This is a genomic window from Streptomyces telluris, from assembly GCF_024519335.1.
GTDB lineage: Bacteria > Actinomycetota > Actinomycetes > Streptomycetales > Streptomycetaceae > Streptomyces > Streptomyces telluris.
The window spans coordinates 1-15,978 of sequence record NZ_JANIID010000041.1 but is presented as its reverse complement, the minus strand read 5'-3'; the positions used below and the strand labels follow the sequence as shown (position 1 = coordinate 15,978).

Annotated in this window: 15 protein-coding genes; 5 read left to right on the top strand and 10 right to left on the bottom strand. The window is 70.6% G+C overall.

Annotated features, from left to right (window positions below; all coding sequences use genetic code 11):
- Positions 1–139 precede the first annotated feature (139 nt).
- Positions 140–1,342: a globin domain-containing protein gene (locus tag NQU55_RS31660; protein ID WP_256791595.1), complete on the top strand. Its 1,203-nt coding sequence runs from the start codon at positions 140–142 to the stop codon at positions 1,340–1,342.
- A gap of 26 nt (positions 1,343–1,368) precedes the next feature.
- On the opposite strand, the gene NQU55_RS31655 is transcribed toward NQU55_RS31660, so the two are convergent.
- The 4 genes from NQU55_RS31655 to NQU55_RS31640 all read right to left on the bottom strand — a co-directional run bounded on the left by NQU55_RS31655 (position 1,369) and on the right by NQU55_RS31640 (position 5,484).
- The gene (locus NQU55_RS31655) at positions 1,369–2,574 is read right to left on the bottom strand and encodes an RNA polymerase sigma factor (RefSeq protein WP_168091045.1); all 1,206 of its coding nucleotides are present in this window, start codon (positions 2,572–2,574) and stop codon (positions 1,369–1,371) included.
- 18 nt (positions 2,575–2,592) lie between these two features.
- Entirely contained in the window at positions 2,593–3,000 is a 408-nt protein-coding gene (locus tag NQU55_RS31650; protein ID WP_256791621.1) for a YciI family protein, read from the bottom strand.
- 104 nt (positions 3,001–3,104) lie between these two features.
- Positions 3,105–4,262: a PP2C family protein-serine/threonine phosphatase gene (locus NQU55_RS31645; RefSeq protein ID WP_256791594.1), complete on the bottom strand. Its 1,158-nt coding sequence runs from the start codon at positions 4,260–4,262 to the stop codon at positions 3,105–3,107.
- Between the two features lie 340 nt (positions 4,263–4,602).
- Positions 4,603–5,484 carry an NmrA/HSCARG family protein gene (locus NQU55_RS31640; protein WP_168096532.1) on the bottom strand — a complete coding sequence of 294 codons (882 nt, stop codon included), beginning with the start codon at positions 5,482–5,484 and terminating at the stop codon, positions 4,603–4,605.
- Between the two features lie 94 nt (positions 5,485–5,578).
- Here NQU55_RS31640 and NQU55_RS31635 point away from each other — a divergent pair, with 94 nt between their 5' ends.
- Complete coding sequence (locus NQU55_RS31635) at positions 5,579–6,067, top strand: MarR family winged helix-turn-helix transcriptional regulator (RefSeq protein WP_168096533.1); 489 nt, start codon at positions 5,579–5,581, stop codon at positions 6,065–6,067.
- A 101-nt stretch (positions 6,068–6,168) separates the two neighbouring features.
- On the opposite strand, the gene NQU55_RS31630 is transcribed toward NQU55_RS31635, so the two are convergent.
- Positions 6,169–7,155 carry an aldo/keto reductase gene (locus NQU55_RS31630; RefSeq protein ID WP_168096534.1) on the bottom strand — a complete coding sequence of 329 codons (987 nt, stop codon included), beginning with the start codon at positions 7,153–7,155 and terminating at the stop codon, positions 6,169–6,171.
- A gap of 119 nt (positions 7,156–7,274) precedes the next feature.
- A complete protein-coding gene (locus NQU55_RS31625; RefSeq protein WP_372504853.1) occupies positions 7,275–7,814 on the bottom strand; it encodes a 2'-5' RNA ligase family protein in 540 nt (179 codons plus the stop codon).
- Between the two features lie 285 nt (positions 7,815–8,099).
- Here NQU55_RS31625 and NQU55_RS31620 point away from each other — a divergent pair, with 285 nt between their 5' ends.
- Positions 8,100–8,804, top strand: a complete 705-nt coding sequence (locus NQU55_RS31620; protein ID WP_168097054.1) for a caspase family protein — start codon at positions 8,100–8,102, stop codon at positions 8,802–8,804.
- Between the two features lie 168 nt (positions 8,805–8,972).
- On the top strand, positions 8,973–10,361 hold the full coding sequence (locus NQU55_RS31615) for a hypothetical protein (protein WP_256791591.1): 1,389 nt from the start codon (positions 8,973–8,975) through the stop codon (positions 10,359–10,361).
- Positions 10,362–10,445: 84 nt separating this feature from the next.
- On the opposite strand, the gene NQU55_RS31610 is transcribed toward NQU55_RS31615, so the two are convergent.
- The 4 genes from NQU55_RS31610 to NQU55_RS31595 form a co-directional block, all read right to left on the bottom strand.
- Positions 10,446–11,525 (bottom strand): hypothetical protein, encoded by a 1,080-nt coding sequence (locus NQU55_RS31610; protein WP_256791590.1) that lies wholly within the window; start codon positions 11,523–11,525, stop codon positions 10,446–10,448.
- A 576-nt stretch (positions 11,526–12,101) separates the two neighbouring features.
- Positions 12,102–12,674 (bottom strand): hypothetical protein, encoded by a 573-nt coding sequence (locus NQU55_RS31605; RefSeq protein WP_168096821.1) that lies wholly within the window; start codon positions 12,672–12,674, stop codon positions 12,102–12,104.
- Between the two features lie 257 nt (positions 12,675–12,931).
- Positions 12,932–13,579, bottom strand: a complete 648-nt coding sequence (locus NQU55_RS31600; protein WP_256791589.1) for a DUF1707 SHOCT-like domain-containing protein — start codon at positions 13,577–13,579, stop codon at positions 12,932–12,934.
- 120 nt (positions 13,580–13,699) lie between these two features.
- Complete coding sequence (locus NQU55_RS31595; protein WP_256791588.1) at positions 13,700–14,542, bottom strand: helix-turn-helix transcriptional regulator; 843 nt, start codon at positions 14,540–14,542, stop codon at positions 13,700–13,702.
- A gap of 350 nt (positions 14,543–14,892) precedes the next feature.
- On the opposite strand from NQU55_RS31595, the gene NQU55_RS31590 reads away from it, so the two are divergent.
- Positions 14,893–15,978 (top strand): AfsR/SARP family transcriptional regulator (locus tag NQU55_RS31590; RefSeq protein WP_256791587.1); only part of this gene is annotated, 1,086 nt, incomplete at its 3' end.

Below are 15,978 nucleotides of genomic sequence, written 5' to 3'. Positions count from 1 at the left end.
GCACCGGGACCGGCCCGCTGTGCGGCTGCTAGACCTGACGGTGGCCGCGGTTGCGCAGGGCCGGTGGGCCTCTTCCTGCTTCTTCTTGCTTCTCCTTGCTTCTTCTTGCTTCGCTCGATTTCTCTTTCCCGGGAGCGTCATGCTGTCTGCCGAATCCGCCTCGGTCGTCCGGGCCACCCTGCCCGCCGTCGCCAGGGAGCTGGACCGGATCACCACCCGCTTCTACGCGACGATGTTCACCGAGCACCCCGAGCTGCTGGACGGCATGTTCAACCGCGGCAACCAGGCCGGCGGTACGCAGCGGCGGGCGCTGGCAGGGGCCTTCGCCGCCTTCGCCGGAGCGCTGGCGGCCGACCCCGGGACCCGCCCCGACACGCTGCTCGCGCGCATCGCGCACAAGCACGTGGCCGTCGGTGTCACCGGCGATCAGTACACGATCGTGCACAAGTACTTGTTCGCCGCCATCGCGGACGTACTCGGCGAGGCGGTCACCCCTGACGTCGCGGCCGCCTGGGACGAGGTCTACTGGCTGATGGCGGGAGCCCTCATCGCCCAGGAAGCCCGCCTGTGCCTCGAAGCACATGTACAGCCCGGGCATCCCTGGCGGCAGTGGACCGTCCTGGAGCGGCGGGAGGAGACCTCCGACACCGTCTCCTTCCTGCTGCGCCCGGCCGACGGCGGCCCGGCGCCGCAAGCCCACGCGGGACAGTACGTCAGCGTGCGGGTGAGGATGCCCGACGGCGTCCACCAGCTGCGCCAGTACAGCCTCTCCTCGGCGCCCGGCGACCAGGTCCGCCGGATCACCGTCAAGCGCGTCCACGGTGGCGGTGCGCCCGAGGGCGAGGTGTCGAACCTCCTGCACCGCACCCTGCGGGCGGGCGACGAACTCACCGTCTCGGCGCCCTTCGGTGACGTGGTGCTCGACGAGAGCGACGCGCCGCTGGTACTCGTCTCCGCGGGCATCGGCTGCACCCCGATGACCGGCATGCTGGCACACCTCGCGGCCACCGCGTCCACCCGCTCCGTCAGGGTCCTCCACGCCGACCGCTCCCCCGCCGACCACGCCCTGCGCGGTGACATGACCCGGCTGGTCGACGTACTGCCCGCCGCCCGGGCCACGTTCTGGTACGAGCGGCCCACGCCGGGGGTGCCCGGCTCCCGGACGGGTCTGATGAATCTCGACGGGCTCGGCCTGCCGACCGACGCGAGCGTGTACCTGTGCGGCCCGCTGCCCTTCATGAGGGAGATCAGGTCGCAGCTGCTCCGTGCCGGCATCGCTGCCCGCAACATCCGCTACGAGGTCTTCGGCCCCGACCTGTGGCTGGCGGACGCCACCGCCTGACCGGGCGCCCGCCGAGCGCGCCCCCCTCAGCGTCCCCGGTGGGCGTTGAGCCGGGCGGCGCAGCGCGTCAGGTGGTCGCGTTCGGCGAGGTTGGGCGCTTGGGAGGCCGCCTCGGCGTACAGCCGTGCCGCCGTCGCCAGGTCGCCGTTGCGTTCGTGGAGGTACGCCGCCACCGCGGTATGGCGGGGCATGAGGGATCCCCTGGTCGAAGAGCTCGGGGAGGAGTCGTCCAGCGCCGCGAGCGCCGCCAGGCCGGCGCGCGGTCCGTCGGCCTCGCCGACGGCCACCGCGCGGTTGAGCCGGACGACCGGGCTGTCGGTCAGGCGCGCGAGCTCGTCGTACCACTCGACGATCTGCACCCAGTCGGTCTCCTCGGCGGTGGGCGCGTCGGCGTGGAGTGCCGCGATGGCGGCCTGGGCCTGGTACTCGCCCAGCCGGTCGCGGGCGAGGGCCGCCTGCAGGATCTCGACGCCCTCGGCGATCGACTCGGTGTCCCACCGGCCGCGGTCCTGCTCGGCGAGCGGCACCAGGCTGCCGTCGGGCGCGGTCCGGGCGGCGCGCCGGGCGTGGTGGAGCAGCATGAGGGCGAGCAGCCCGGCCACCTCCGGATGGTCGATCGCGGCAGCGAGCTGCCGGGTGAGCCGGATGGCCTCGGCGGCGAGGTCGACGTCGCCGGAGTAACCCTCGTTGAAGACCAGGTAGAGGACGCGCAGCACGGTGGCGACGTCGCCGGGCCGGTCGAACCGCACGCCGGAGACGGTGCGCTTGGCCCGGCTGATGCGCTGTGCCATGGTCGCTTCGGGCACCAGGTAGGCCTGGGCGATCTGGCGGGTGGTCAGCCCGCCGACCGCACGCAGTGTGAGCGCGACTGCGGACGACGGCGTCAGCGACGGGTGGGCGCACAGGAAGTAGAGCTGGAGCGTGTCGTCCACCGCGGCCACGGGCCCGGGGGCCGGCTCCTCGCTGACGAGGTCCTCACGCCGGCGGCGGGCGGCGTCCGCCCGGGTCGCGTCGAGGAACCGGCGCCAGGCCACGGTGACCAGCCAGCCCTTCGGGTCCCGCACGGGATATCCGCTGTTCGAAGAGCCCGGGGAGGGGGCGGCAGGCCAGACGCGGACCGCCTCGACGAGCGCGTCCTGCACGGCGTCCTCGGCCGCCGCGAAGTCGGCTCCGCGGCGGACGAGGATCGCGAGCACGCTCGGTGCGAGGCTCCGGAGCAGGGCCTCGTTCACCTGGGGCGTCACTCGTCGTCACTCCGTGATGGTGGGCGGCGCGGCCAGGAACGGGCGCACTTCGAGCCACTCGTGGATGGGCTTTCCGCCGGCACCGGGGGCGGCGGACAGTTCCCCCGCCAGCTCGACGGCGCGTTCGCGGCTGTCGACGTCGATGACCATCCAGCCGGCGATGAGGTCCTTGGTCTCGGCGAACGGACCGTCGGTGACCGGCGGGCGCCCCTCGCCGTCGTAGCGGACCCACATCCCCTCGGGGGCCAGCGCCTGGCCGTCGACGAACTCGCCGGTCCCTTCGAGCCGGGCCGCGAAGTCTTTCATGTACTGCACGTGGGCCGAGATCTCTTCCGGCGTCCACTGGTCCATGGGCACGTCGTTCACCGCTGCCGGGGCGCCGCGGTAGTGCTTGAGCAGCAAGTACTTGGCCATCGTGTTCTCCTCGGTGCTGATGCGGCCCATTGTGGTCGCGTTCACTGCGGGGACGGAGCGGATCCCGCGTTCTCGACATCGCCGGCCAAAGTTTTTTTGTGGTGTCAGTCGGCGACCGCTTCGATGTGCCGGCCGGCGTCCTCGCTCCTGTCGACGAGGAGCATCGCCACGTCGTCCGCCAGGCTGCCCCCGGTGTGCCGGAGCAGCTCCTGGTGCAGGTGGTCGAGGAACTCCTGCGGGGTGGTGTCCGGGTGGACCGCCTCCACGGCTTGGGCCAGGGGGAAGAAGGCGTCGTCGCGGTTGCGGCCTTCGATCACGCCGTCGGTGTACAGCAGCAGGCGGTCGCCGGGGGCGAGCGGGAAGGTCTCCGCCTCGGAGAGTCCGATGACGACGTCCTCGAGCCCCAGGGGTGGCTGCGGGGAGGCGGGCATGAGCATCCGGGCCTCGCCCTGGTGCAGTACCAGTGGGGGCGGGTGGCCCCGGTTGACGACGTCGACGACGGGCTCGTCCGGCACCTGGGCCACGAGCGCGGTGACGAAGCCCTCGACCAGGGATTCCTCGGCGAAGGCGCCCGGTACGGCGCGCTCCCGCCTCAGCGACGCCATGCAGTGGTCCATGACCTCGGCCAGGTCGCGTTCGTAGTGGGCGGCCTCCCGGAAGGCGCCGAGGACGGCCGCGGCCGCGCGCACGGCGGGCAGCCCCTTGCCCCGGACGTCCCCCACGAGCAGCCGGACCCCGTACCGGGTCTGCACGGCTTCGTACAGGTCGCCGCCGATCTGTGCGCCCTTCTCGGCCGCGAGGTACATGCTGGCCGCCCGGAGCGGGCCCAGCCGGTCGGGTACGGGCCGGAGGACGACTTCCTGCGCCGCTGTGGCGATGCGGCGGACCTGGTCGAGCTCGTGCTTCTGGCGCGCACGTACGGCGCTGCTCGTCGTGATGCTCGCCGCGGACACCAGGAAGAGGGCGAGGAAATTGGTGTAGACCTGCTGGCTGCCCCAGGCTTGATTGTACGTAGCCGTGCACACACTGACGGCCGTGGCGACGGCTGCTGCCGCGATGGTGCCCTTGGGGCCCATCGTGACCGCCGCCAGTGCGGGCGTCGCAGTGAGCACAGGGCCGGTGTACAGGAAGTGCGCGGGTGAGAACTCGATGCCGATCACCAGCAGGGCAAGCGCGAACGGTAGGCATTGCCCCAGCGCGAACAGGCCCCTGCTGTGGGTGCCCGTTCCTGGTCGAGGGGGCGAGCGGAAGAGCCACCGCATGTCTACAGCCTCCTCCGTGGAGCCTCAGCGGTCCACTTGCGGCACCCGCCCCCGCCCCGTCGGCGCCGCGGCCCACCGGAGGTGAGAGCGAGGCGGCCGGGCGAGGGACGGGTTGCCCGGCCGTCGGCGACGACGGTGTCGACGGCGGACGGCCGCGGTCTGGGTGGGGGTGTCGGCGTTGGCGGAGAGCGCCGAACGGACTCGGGTGTCGGCGGCTTCGGCCGGCGTCGTCGATGACGTTGAGGACCTGCCAGGCGGTCCGGGTGAGGCCGAACTCCTCCGGCATGTCGTTCATGTGGCGGGTGAGGGCCTTGTCGGTGCGGTTGAGCCAGGCGGGCTGTCAGTGATGTGAGGGCGCGGCGGACAGGAGCGCGGTCCAGTCCTGGCCGGCGGCCCAGTCGGAGAAGCTGTGCCAGCCGGCTTCGGGGTAGGCGCGGCGCAGCCCGGCGACATCGACGTCGAGGCCGGAGGTGGTGAAGTACTCGAACATGGCCGCCAGGTCGGTGGAGCGGGTCCGGACGTAGGCCAGGGGGACTTCGTGGTGCGTGACCGGGCGGCCGATGGCTTCCGCGAGGGAGTGCGCGATCTGGGCGGGGGTGCGTTCGTCGGAGGCGATGTCGATGCGCTGGGCGTCGAATTCGTCGCGGCGCTGGAGGACCAGTGCGGCGAAGGTACCGATGTCGGTGGCGGGGATGAGGGTGAGGGGCCGGTCGGCGGGCATGGGCCAGGCGAAGGTGCCGTCGCGCAGTCCGTCGAGGGTCCAGCCACTGGCGTAGTTGTCCATGAAGGCCGCCGGGGCGATCACCGTCCAGGGCACGCGGGAGGTGCGCAGGTGCTGTTCGATCCGGCGCTTGCTCTCGTAGTGCGGGACGCCGGTGCTGCGGTCGGCGTGGGCCGCGGAGGTGAACACGACGTGCCCGAGGCGGGCGGCTGCCGCAGCGTCGATGAGGGCTTCGCCCTGCCGGATCTCGGTGGCGGTGTCGGTACCGAAGGGGGTGGTGACCGCGAAGAGGGAGTCGGTGCCGGCGAGGGCGGCCTCAAGGGTGGCGACGTCGTCGAAGTCGGCGCGGACGACGTCGGCTCCCAGCCGGCGCAGGGCGTCGGCGGCAGGCGAGTCGGGCCGGCGGGTGAGGGCGCGCACCCGGTGGTCGGCGGCCAGTAGGGCGCGGGCGGTGGCTCCGCCCTGGGCTCCGGTGGCTCCGGTGACGGCGACGGTGAGCATGGTTCTCCCCGAGAAGTAGAATATCTGCGTGGCGCATTAACTGCGCCACGCAGAAGACTACGAGATATCGCTGCGCCGCGCAGCGATTGGGAGTGTGATCCACGTGACAGACGCGCGCAGGTCCCGGCTCTACGAGGAGTTGTCGACGGAGTCCCGCCGCTACCTGGCGGCGTATGCGCTGTTCAACCAGGCTGTCGCCGATCACCTGGGCCTGCACCCGACGGACGTGCAGTGCCTGAGCCTGCTGACCGCCGAGCCCGAGCCGCTCACCGTCCGGCAGATCGCCGACCTGACCGGCCTGACCACGGGCTCGGCCACCCGGCTGGTGGACCGGCTCGAACGGGGCGGCTATGTGGCCCGCACACCCGACAGCCAGGACCGCCGCAGGGTCCTGGTCACCCCGGTGCCCGAGCGCATCGCACGGGTCACCGCAGTGTGGGACGACCTCGCTCCGGCCTGGCGCGCGCTCCTCGACAGCCACACCGAAGACGAGCTCGAGGTCATCACCCGGCACATGCGCAAGGCGCAGGACCTCAGCCACGCCCAGATGCGTCACCTGCGCTCGCGGCCGAAGCCGGACTGAGGACGCGCCGGGCGGGCGTGGGGAGGAGCGGCCGGTCCGGCCGTCACCTCGAGCCGGAGGCGATCCGGGGTGACGGCCCGGGGCCGGGAACCTCGGCGGGCTCAGCCGTTGACGAAAGTGAGGCTGGTCGCGTCGTAGCGGGTGCCCGCAATCCGCTCGGCCGGGGCGGCTGCCTCGATGGCGGCGAGGTCCTCGGGGGACAGCTCGACGGCCACGGCCGCGAGGTTCTCCTCCAGATAACGCTGCCGCCGGGTGCCCGGGATCGGCACCACGTCGTCGCCCCGGTGCTGCACCCAGGCCAGAGCGAGCTGACCGGCGGTGACGCCCTTCTCCGCAGCCAGCTCGTTCAGCTTCGCGACGATCGCCAGGTTCCGTTCGAGGTTGCCGTCGGCGAAACGCGGCTGGCTGCGCCGCACGTCCGTCTCGGCCAGCCCCTCGACCGAGCTGTACCGGCCGGTCAGGAAGCCGCGCCCGAGCGGGGAGAACGGGACCAGGCCGATGCCGAGTTCACGGCAGACCGGGGCGATCTCCGCCTCCAGGTCTCGGGTCCACAGCGACCACTCGCTCTGCAGCGCGGCGATCGGGTACACCGCGTGCGCCCGCCGGATGGTCTGCGCGCCGGCCTCGGACAGCCCGAGATGACGCACCTTCCCGGCCTGCACCAGCTCGGCCATAGCGCCGACGGTCTCCTCGATCGGCACCTGCGGATCGACCCGGTGCTGGTAGTAGAGGTCGATGTGATCGACCCCGAGCCGGCGCAGCGACGCCTCACAGGCCTGCCGCACGTAAGCGGCGTCGCCGCGGACCAGGGTGGGCTCGCCCAGCCGGTTGGCGAAGCCGAACTTCGTGGCCAGCACCACCTCGTCGCGGCGCCCGGCCACGGCCCGCCCGATCAGCTCCTCGTTGTGCCCGGCGCCGTAGAAGTCGGAGGTGTCCCAGAAGGTCACCCCGAGGTCGAGCGCATGGCGCAGCGTCGCGAGCGACTGGTCGTCGTCCGCGGCACCGTAGCCGTGACTCATGCCCATGCACCCCAGCCCCTGCGCAGAGACCGTCAGTTCGCCGAGGTGGCGGGTGGGGACGTTGTTCATGGTGTTGCCTCCTGAGCTCTGAACCATCTGCCCAGGAAGCTAGGTGTTAGAGCGCGCTCCATGTCAACCAGAGGTGCGCCGCCGCCCTCGGCCCGGAGCAGCCGGGCCTCGCGAGCTGTTCATCCTCCGAGGGCGAAGGACGCTCGTTCCTGCCACTTCGTGCCGTCGTACACCATGAGTTCGACCGATGAGGCACGGGCGGTGAAGGGAAGCCGGCCGAGGAGGTCGGCTTCGATTTCCTCCAGGACGGCTTCCTCCTGGCCTTGAGCGATGGTCAGATGCGGCACGATCTCGTCGAACCGGCCGCCGTAGGGCGGGGCCTCGGGCCACCGTTCAGCGATCGCCTCGGTGAGCTGCCGCAGCTGCGTGTCGGGCTCGGGGACGAGATACAGCACGTCCGGGAGCCGTCCGCACCGCTGGAACTGCAGGTCAAACGCCTGGTGACTCCGCATGACGTCCGCGAGAGCGGAGTGGAGCGGCGGATCCATCCAGCTCTCCTCGAGGAACGGGAAGAGGACGGTGACGTGCGCCGGAACCCCGGCCTCGGCGGAGGGGTCGAACCGATCACGCCACCTGCGGACGGCCGGCTCCGCCTCCGGGATCCTTACGATGAGGCCCGTCTGCCCCACCTGAAACGCACCGGTGTTGTCATCTGCCATGACACCGCATGGTCTCATCGCCGCTGCAGACGGCGCGGCCCCTTTTCCGCTGAACGATTGCGGCCGGTCAACGCCGCTGGCAGCCTGCAACTCCGGCCAACCGAATGTTTGGTCTTTGAAGTCGCCACCGTCGTCATGGGCCTGGAGTTCGGTGCGCAACCTCATGGCGGGTGCGAGACTGGAGTGAGAGGGCCGTTCCGCTTGGTGCTCCGAGGAGAAGCGGCGCCTGGCGGAGGCGTGGGCTGCCAGGCGGATCGCGTCCCGCGCCGCCGGGAAGGCGGACCGATGAACGACCGCAGCGACCGGAACAGGCACGCCCTCGTCGTCGTCACCGGCACCTACGGCGGCGCGGGGCTGGGCGCCCTGAGAGCACCCGCGCAGGATGCCGAGGAACTCGCCGACGTACTCGGCGACGAGAGCATCGGCGACTTCGACGTCGAAGTCCTCTCCGATCCGACCGCCCAGCGCCTGCGTACGGCAGTGGAGGACTTCTTCGCGGAGAGATCCCCCAGAGACACGCTCCTGCTCCACTTCTCCTGCCACGGAGTCAAGAACAGCGCGGGCAAGCTCTTCCTCGCCGCCACCGACACCAACCGGGCGCGGCTCGCGTCGACTGCCGTACCCGCCGAGTTCGTGAGCGAGCAGATGCTCGACAGCCGCGCCCAGTGCGCAGTCGTCTTCCTGGACTGCTGCTACGCCGGCGCGTTCGAGCGCGGCATGTTCGCCCGGGCGGGCACGGACGTGCATGTCGAGGAGAGCTTCACCGACCTGCAGCGCACGAAGGACAGGCGGGGGCGAGCCGTCTTCACCGCCTCCAGTGCGGTGGAGTACGCCTTCGAGGGCGACCATCCCGTGGCCGGCAAGCCCGGCGCGGCGGGAGGGCCGTCGATGTTCACCGGCGCGCTGGTACACGGGCTGCGCAGCGGGGAGGCGGACCGCGACGGGGACGGCAGCATCGGCCTGTCCGAGCTGGCGGACTACGTGAGCTAACGGCTGGACGCACTGGCCTGCCGCCAGACCCCGCAGCTGTGGCTCTTCGGCGGCCACGGAGACCTCCCCATCGCCCGTTCGAAGCTGCGCGCAACCCGGGCCTCCCCCTTGCCCGACGGGCTGGCCGCGGCGGTCGGGTCCGACAGCCGAGAACAGAAGTTGTGGGCCGTGAACGACCTGAGCACCCTCCTGCAAGGCTCGGATCTGGGCCTCGCGCTCTCGGCGCATGAGGCGCTCTCCCGGTTGGAGCGTGATGACAGTCGCCGGGTGGCGGACAGCGCCGTCCGGGCGCTTCAGCAAGCGCGGCCGAGGACGGCGACCTCGGCCATCGACCTGGGACAGGTATCGATAGGTGAGCCAGGAGAGCCGACGCACCTCGAAGTGGAAGGCCCGCCACTCGCACTCGCCACCTTGCGTGCGAGCTCAGAGCCGTGGCTGACGACACGGTGCACGGCCAATGGAATCGAACTGACCACGAAGGTGCAGGCGAAAGGGGAGCACACGGGAACCCTGACCCTGGAGACGGCGACCGGTCGGCTGGACGTGCGGGTCCAGGTCCAAGGCATGAGGTCACGGAGGCGTGACACCACCCTCATGGCGGCGGTGCCACCGGCTGCGGCAACGAAACCAGCGAAGAAGCCGGCGCCGGAACCCGGACCAGAACCAGAACCAGAACCCAAGCCGGTGAAGCAGCCGGAACCTGGGCTACGAACTGCGGCTCCGGTCGTGCGAGCTTGGCTGTTCTTCTCGGCGGCGGTACTGATGTGCCTCGCATTTGCGGTACCGCTGGGCGTCAGGGCAAACGGCTACTCCTACTGGCTCATCAGCCTGGCAGGTGACTACCAGCCGCTCCAGCCACTGAGCGGCTTCGTGACCTTCGCACTGATCGTCGTCAGCGTCATTACCTGTGTGGTGACAGGCACCCTCATCGTCCGCAAGTCCACTCGCGTTCATCGGCGGCGGCTGCGTCAGTGGTGCGGCGCAGTGGCCTTGCTGACGACGTTGGCAGTGCTGTGCCTTGTCAGCTTCCTGTTCGCGGCCGAAGCGATGTCCCGCCTTCCGCTGGGGTGTCTCGCCCTCGTCGCCGGTACCGTACTCCAGGTCACCGGCACAGTGCGGCTGCACCGCTCATCGGTGGTCAGCACCTCACCGGAAGCAGCTCTGGAGTCGACTCAGCGCTATGCCCGGCCGTTCCTGGGTGCGGTCGTCCTTATGGCCCTCGCCCTGTTGTTGCCGATCTACGAGCGCTCCGAAGACGTGTGGCTCTTCCAGATGCCCTACATGTACATCTTGCCGCCAGCCATCAGCTACGTAGTGGTACTCGTCGCGCTCGTGAGCACAGGCACGTGCGGGCTCATGTGTGCTCTCACGTGGGACGACCCCCGGCCCGTCCGCCGCAGGTGGGTCCGTGCGTGGTGTGCCGCAGTGGCACTGCTGACCTTCGCGGCGGCAGCCTCCCTCTTCCTGACGAAGCAGCTGCAACTGGGCCTACTGGCCTTCACCGCCGGAGCGATCCTCCAGGTCTGGATCGCCGTGCAGATGTGGCGGCGGCGCTGATCGGCGATCGGCCGCACCCAGCTGCGGTGCACGGCGGTCACCCCGCCGTGAACCGCGGCCATGCGCCACCATGGCGCGTCCCGGCTACGGGTTCTCCTGCAAAGTCAGGCCGTAGTAGTCGACGTGGTAGTCCCCCACCCGCTGCGCGTGATCCGTCAGGCTGAGGTCCTTCGGGGACGAGACGCCCAGGTCACGCAGGGTGTCGACCATCATGCGGGCCAGTCGGCGTCCGTCCACCTCGCCGATGCCGAAGTCCCCGGAGTGGTAGGGGGCCTCGTGCCAGTGGTCCAGGGCGGCCGGGCGGTTGGTGTGTGCGATCCAGCCGAAGGAGGTCGGGTCGGTGATGCCCTCTCCGAGTCGCTCGGGGTCGTAGATGATCTCCAGTCGTTCGCCGCAGAGGAGGTTGAACAGGATCGGGCCGTACGTGCCGGGCACCAGGGCGTGGAAGCCGAAGTCCAGCTGGATGCCGAGGGCGTGGGTTTCGGCCGGGAGGGTGTCGAGGAAGTCGCCGAGGGCGTTGGAGAAGACGTCCCAGTCGTCGGTGCGCCAGCGGCCCGGGAAGCCCAGGCCCGCCGTGGAGGAGTCACGGCGGGAGCCGAAGAACCCGCCGAGGGCGTAGTGCTCGCCGTGTCCCTGTCGCCAGAACCAGTTCTCCGCCGGATCGGTCGGCTGGAGCAGCAGTTCGGGGCCGTGCTCGCCGGCGTGCAGCTCCAGCGTGTTCTCCCGGCCGCGCCAGCGGCGGAACGGGCTGCCCCACAGCGGGGCGGAGTCGTAGAACGGTCCGGGGTCTCCGTAAACGCCCATGATGGAGGCGGGGCCGAACTCTTCTGTCAGGGCCTCGCCGACCGCCCGGAAGGCCGCGGCCTTCCCCGCAGCACCACCCCCCGGCACTGCGACGGGCACGTACAGCCCGACGTACTCCTCACCACCGTGCACATAGTCCTTCTCGAAGCGGTCCACCGGACGCAGCCGGGGCGCCCACTCCGGGGACGCGTCCTGCTGCGTACCCGTGACCAGCCGCGGCCCGGCTGTGCCCTCATGCCACTGCCAGCCGAGGCCTTCCACCACGGCTCGCAGCGCCGGCCCGCTCCAGCCGCCGGTCTCCACTCCCCTCAGCTGCCGCGCCAGCTGCACTACACGTGCCTTGTCCCAGGCCCCCGTCATCCCGAACTCCTCGTTCCGTTCCGTGTTCGTGCGACAGACCTTGTCATACGGCACTGACAAGAGCTCACCCGCCGACCACGGAGCAAGGCCCGACCGGACCTCCGGACCGACGCTCGACCTTCGTTCCGGTTCGCCGGACGCGATGGGGAACCGATGGCGTCTACACCCAGCGATCCGTCCTCGAACACCTCAAGGCCGGCCGACACTGGAGCCGGCCCGGTGCCGGGCAGATCGGTGAGGGAGCGATCGAGGCACGCCATGAACGGGCTGTCGACAGCATGCGTGTATCCGCGCTGTTCCAGCGCCTTGACCAGATGCGATTCGGTGCCGGCCACCTATCGGAAAGGTTCGGGTGGCCAGATCCTGCATGGCGCCTAGCGCCATGGGTCCGACGTGATCACGGCGTCCCATGGGCGCCATGCTGCCGAACATCTTTCGATCAAGCAACGGAGCACTCGGCGAGCCGCGTACCACCAGGCCGGCCCTCGGTGCCGCCGACCGGAGCCGGCGGCACCGGGCACTTCAGGGAGTGGGGGTGGAGCAGGAAGTAGAAATTGCGGGCGGCCGTCGGCCGTCCTACCGCGGTGCCTTGACCAGCTTGAACTCCATCACCTTGAGGTCACTGCTCGCGTACCGGTCCTGCCAGTAGAGCGTCTTGTCGCTCGGGAAGGTGGGGGACGCCGCGAGGTACAGGTAGGAACCGTCCCACCGGGTCTTCAGGCGGAACGTGTCCCCACTGGCTTCCAGCATCCAGGGATTCTGCCGGCAGCTGTCCATCAGGGCGATCCAGCGGTTGTAGGTGTGACAGAGCATGGTGGCACTGCCCCGGCGCTGCATGCGTATCTGATAACCCTCGCCCCACGTGGAGTTGGTGTCCTTCTCGAAGACGACGGGTGTGCCCTGGTCTCCCGCACGGTCCGTGTAGTGCACCAAGTCCCCGTACTCGCTGGCTCTTCCGACCGTGATGCCCCGGTCGAGCTTCGTGGCCACCAGGTAGTAGGGGACGCCGGGCTCTACGGGGCCGGACAGAGCACCGCCGGCGGCAGCGTGCGCTGCCGATGAGGGGACAACCACTGCCACCAAGGCGAGGAACCCGGCCACGGCGACCGACCATCGGACTCGCCAGAGACTTCCCTGAGCGACCTTCATGAGCTTGCTCTCCCTTCAAGCTTCAAAGCCGGCGTCTCGCGGCGATCGGAGAGTTCCTCCTGGTCGCCACCGCCGACGAACCGCCGCTCATCCTCCACGACAACAGGCCCGAGCAGAAAGCGCTTTCGTCAATAGGTCACAGACACGGGTCACGGTCACAGGTCACAGACCGCGCGGTCGCAGGGCGGGAAGGGCCAGTGGACCGGTGGGCCGGTGGGCCGGTGGGCCGCTGGGCCGGTGGGCCGGTGGGCCGGCGACTATGCGGAAGGCACTGGTGCCGCGCCGGCGCGGCGCCGGAACCACTGTCCAGGCGTGCGTCGCGGCCGGCGAGCGACTATGTCGCCGCCGGTCGACCTGCCGGACAGCAGCACGCGCAGCCGCACCGGATCCTCCTCCGGCCCAGGAAGCGGGTGAATCTTGATCTCACCGCGGCTGTAGGTGACGTCGTCGGCATCGACCACGATCCCCGGCGCGGTCACCAGGGTCAGATTTCCGCCGATGCACAGATCGACCTCGATGTGCAGGACGTCGTGGGTGATGACGGCCTCGGTGAAGTCGAGCTTCAGGTCACTGAACTTCAGCCGGACCTCCATCCGGCGGGGAATCAGCCAGCGACCGGTGCGCTTGCCCTCGCCGAAGCGCTGGTCGATCCGGATCACCTCGCGGGCCTGCGGCGGCATCCCTTCAAGGGGGAGGTCAGCGGTCAGCACCGCGAGGTCGGAGGCGGTGCGCGCCGCCATCGCCGCTTCGACGCGCTCGCCCAGCTCGGCGATCGTCAACCGGCCGTCGCCGGCCGCGACCCGGAGGATCTCCACGGCCTGATCCCGGTCCCGGTGGGATACCCGCTGCTCGGACACATGCCGACGGAGTGAAGAGTCAACTGTTCTGGAGAGATCGCCTGCCATGGCTCCAGTCTGCTGACGGGCCGAGGAGACCGGCAACACCCGATCGAGGAAATGGGGGATTACCCCGACGGATCTCAGGGGAGGCCGGTTCACCGGCCTACGCCGACCCTCAGTCGACCGTCAGTCGACCGTCGTCACGATGACGAACCGCACGTCCGGCTGCTCGGCCGGGACGAGGACGTGGCTGGTGACCCGGGTCTCCACGCCTCCGTGGCAGGGCAGACGCAGGCGGAGGCGGTGACCTCCGGGGTGTTCGACGACGGCGTGCTGCTCGGCCCAGATGCGGCGGCAGGTGCCGTTGGTGTCGAGGATCTCGTCGATCAGGGCCCGGATCTCCGCGTTCTTCGGGGCGCCGTGGCTGGCGACGCGGAGCATGGGGAGGTAGATGCGGGCGCAGGTGTCCTCCCAGTCCAGGATCTGCTCGCGGGCCTCGGCCGAGGTCAGGGCCCAGCGCATGAGGTTGGGCCGGGGGCCGAGGGCGAAGGGGAACCACTCGGTCATGGGCGAGTTGGCGGCGAGGATGTTCCAGGCGGCGTCGGAGAGGTAGGCCGGGTGCGGGGCCTGGTGCTCCAGGAGGGCGACGGTGGCCGGGTCGGCGGTCGGCAGTCCGTCGTGCGTGCCGGAGACGGGCGGGCGGCGGCCCGAGACGCCGAGGAAGAGGGTGAGGGTCTCGGTCTCGCTCAGTTGCAGCGCCTCGGCGACCCGGAGGAGGAAGGCGTCCGAGAACTCGCGGGGGGCGCCGGTCTCCAGGGCCCGGTACCAGCCTTCGCTCACGCCGGTGAGTCTGGCCACGTCGGCCTGTGACATCCGCGTTCCGGACCGGTGTCCCCAGCGGCGCAGTTCGGGTATGCGCCGCCGGTCGACGCGTTCCCTCCAGGCGCGCAGCAGCCGGCTGACGGACTGGGCGTGCGGGGCGCACGTCACCGTCGCCGGGCGCTCGGGACGCTGGTCCTGATTTTCCATGGATTCACGGGCCTGTCTTGAAAACGATCATTGCTCTGCCCGTTTCTACCTGATCTGGGTGACGTTGACCAGCCCTTGTCATCCGGCTTTTCTCCGAGGCGAGTTCATTCCGCGTTTTAGCCCCCCGCCCGGTTCTCGCCGCGGCCGCGTCCTGCCCTCGCCCGTACCGCCACTGGAACTCACGACACTGCGAGTGGCGGATTACGTGATGCAGACTCTGGGAGCGAAGCAGGCGTCGCGGTGAGTGCGTCCCGTGGCGTCCGGCGCCGTATGTCCGTATGCCCGTGTGTCCACGGATCCGTGTGTCCGGATTCTGGATACCTATAAGCCATCATTGGGGGTGTCAGAATATGCGCTTTCAGGTTCTCGGCCCGTTACGGATCGCCGACGGGCCCGAGGTGGTAGTCCTCCCGCCGTCCAAGCCCACGATTCTGCTCGCCTCTCTGCTCCTGCGCCCGGACGCGGTGGTCCCCACGGACTTCCTGCGGCAGGCCATCTGGGGTGACGACGAACCGTCGTCCGCCAGGGCGGCCCTGCACACGTGCGTGCTGCGGCTGCGCAAAACCTTCGTCAAGTACGGGATCGTCGAGGCGGTGATCGAGTCCGTGCCCGGCGGCTACCGGGTCGTGGTCGAGGACGGCGCCCTGGACCTGGTGCGCTTCCGGGAACTGCGGGCCGCGGCACGTGCCGCGCAGGATCCCGAGGCCGAGTTGTGCCTGCTCAAGGAGGCGCTCGCGCTGTGGCAGGGCGCGCCGTTGTCCAACGTTCCCTCGGACTTCCTGCGCCGGGGCGAGCTGCCGGGGCTCGTCGAGGAGCGGTTGTCGGTCGTCGAACGGGCCTGTGGCATCGAGTTGCTGCTGGGCCGCTGCGGCCAGGCCCTCGTGGAGCTGTGGGCCGCTTCCCGGGCCCACCCCGGTCACGAGCGGTTCCGGGAACAGCTCATCGAGGCGCTCTACCGAAGCGGGCGGAAGGCCGACGCCCTGGCCGAGTACCGCGAGGTCAAACGGTATCTGCGGGAGGAACTCGGAGTGGACCCCGGCCCCGCGCTGCAGCGCCTGGAGCTGCGCATCCTGCGCGGCGACGCCCTGGGGCCCCCGCCAGGACCACCGTCCGGACCGCCGCCAGGACCACTGCCCGGACCGCCACCAGGACCTCCGCCGACCGCCGCCCACGCCCACACCCACGCCCCCACTGCAGTCACCGTCGCACCGTCCCTTCCTCCCGCGTCCGCACCGGCATCCGGTCCTCTCTTCCCGATGTCCTCTCCCCCGCCCCCCCCCCCCCCCCGCCCCCCCCCCCCCCCCCCCCGCCCGCCCCCCCCCCCCGACCCACCCGGGGACACCCCCCGCAGGTCCCCGCCCGCGCTCAGGGTCCCCGCGCCCCCGCCAGCGTCACCGGCGCGCCGCCGGCCAGGCCGGCCCGCACGGCGAGGGTGG

What these genes read in the sequence shown, in the direction of transcription:
- NQU55_RS31660 (WP_256791595.1), top strand. Translation starts at nt 140, where the DNA reads ATGCTGTCTGCCGAATCCGCCTCGGTCGTCCGGGCCACCCTGCCCGCC.
- NQU55_RS31650 (WP_256791621.1), bottom strand. Translation starts at nt 3,000, where the DNA reads ATGGCCAAGTACTTGCTGCTCAAGCACTACCGCGGCGCCCCGGCAGCG.
- NQU55_RS31645 (WP_256791594.1), bottom strand. Translation starts at nt 4,262, where the DNA reads ATGCGGTGGCTCTTCCGCTCGCCCCCTCGACCAGGAACGGGCACCCAC.
- NQU55_RS31640 (WP_168096532.1), bottom strand. Translation starts at nt 5,484, where the DNA reads ATGCTCACCGTCGCCGTCACCGGAGCCACCGGAGCCCAGGGCGGAGCC.
- NQU55_RS31630 (WP_168096534.1), bottom strand. Translation starts at nt 7,155, where the DNA reads ATGAACAACGTCCCCACCCGCCACCTCGGCGAACTGACGGTCTCTGCG.
- NQU55_RS31625 (WP_372504853.1), bottom strand. Translation starts at nt 7,814, where the DNA reads ATGGCAGATGACAACACCGGTGCGTTTCAGGTGGGGCAGACGGGCCTC.
- NQU55_RS31620 (WP_168097054.1), top strand. Translation starts at nt 8,100, where the DNA reads ATGAACGACCGCAGCGACCGGAACAGGCACGCCCTCGTCGTCGTCACC.
- NQU55_RS31610 (WP_256791590.1), bottom strand. Translation starts at nt 11,525, where the DNA reads ATGACGGGGGCCTGGGACAAGGCACGTGTAGTGCAGCTGGCGCGGCAG.
- NQU55_RS31605 (WP_168096821.1), bottom strand. Translation starts at nt 12,674, where the DNA reads ATGAAGGTCGCTCAGGGAAGTCTCTGGCGAGTCCGATGGTCGGTCGCC.
- NQU55_RS31600 (WP_256791589.1), bottom strand. Translation starts at nt 13,579, where the DNA reads ATGGCAGGCGATCTCTCCAGAACAGTTGACTCTTCACTCCGTCGGCAT.
- NQU55_RS31595 (WP_256791588.1), bottom strand. Translation starts at nt 14,542, where the DNA reads ATGGAAAATCAGGACCAGCGTCCCGAGCGCCCGGCGACGGTGACGTGC.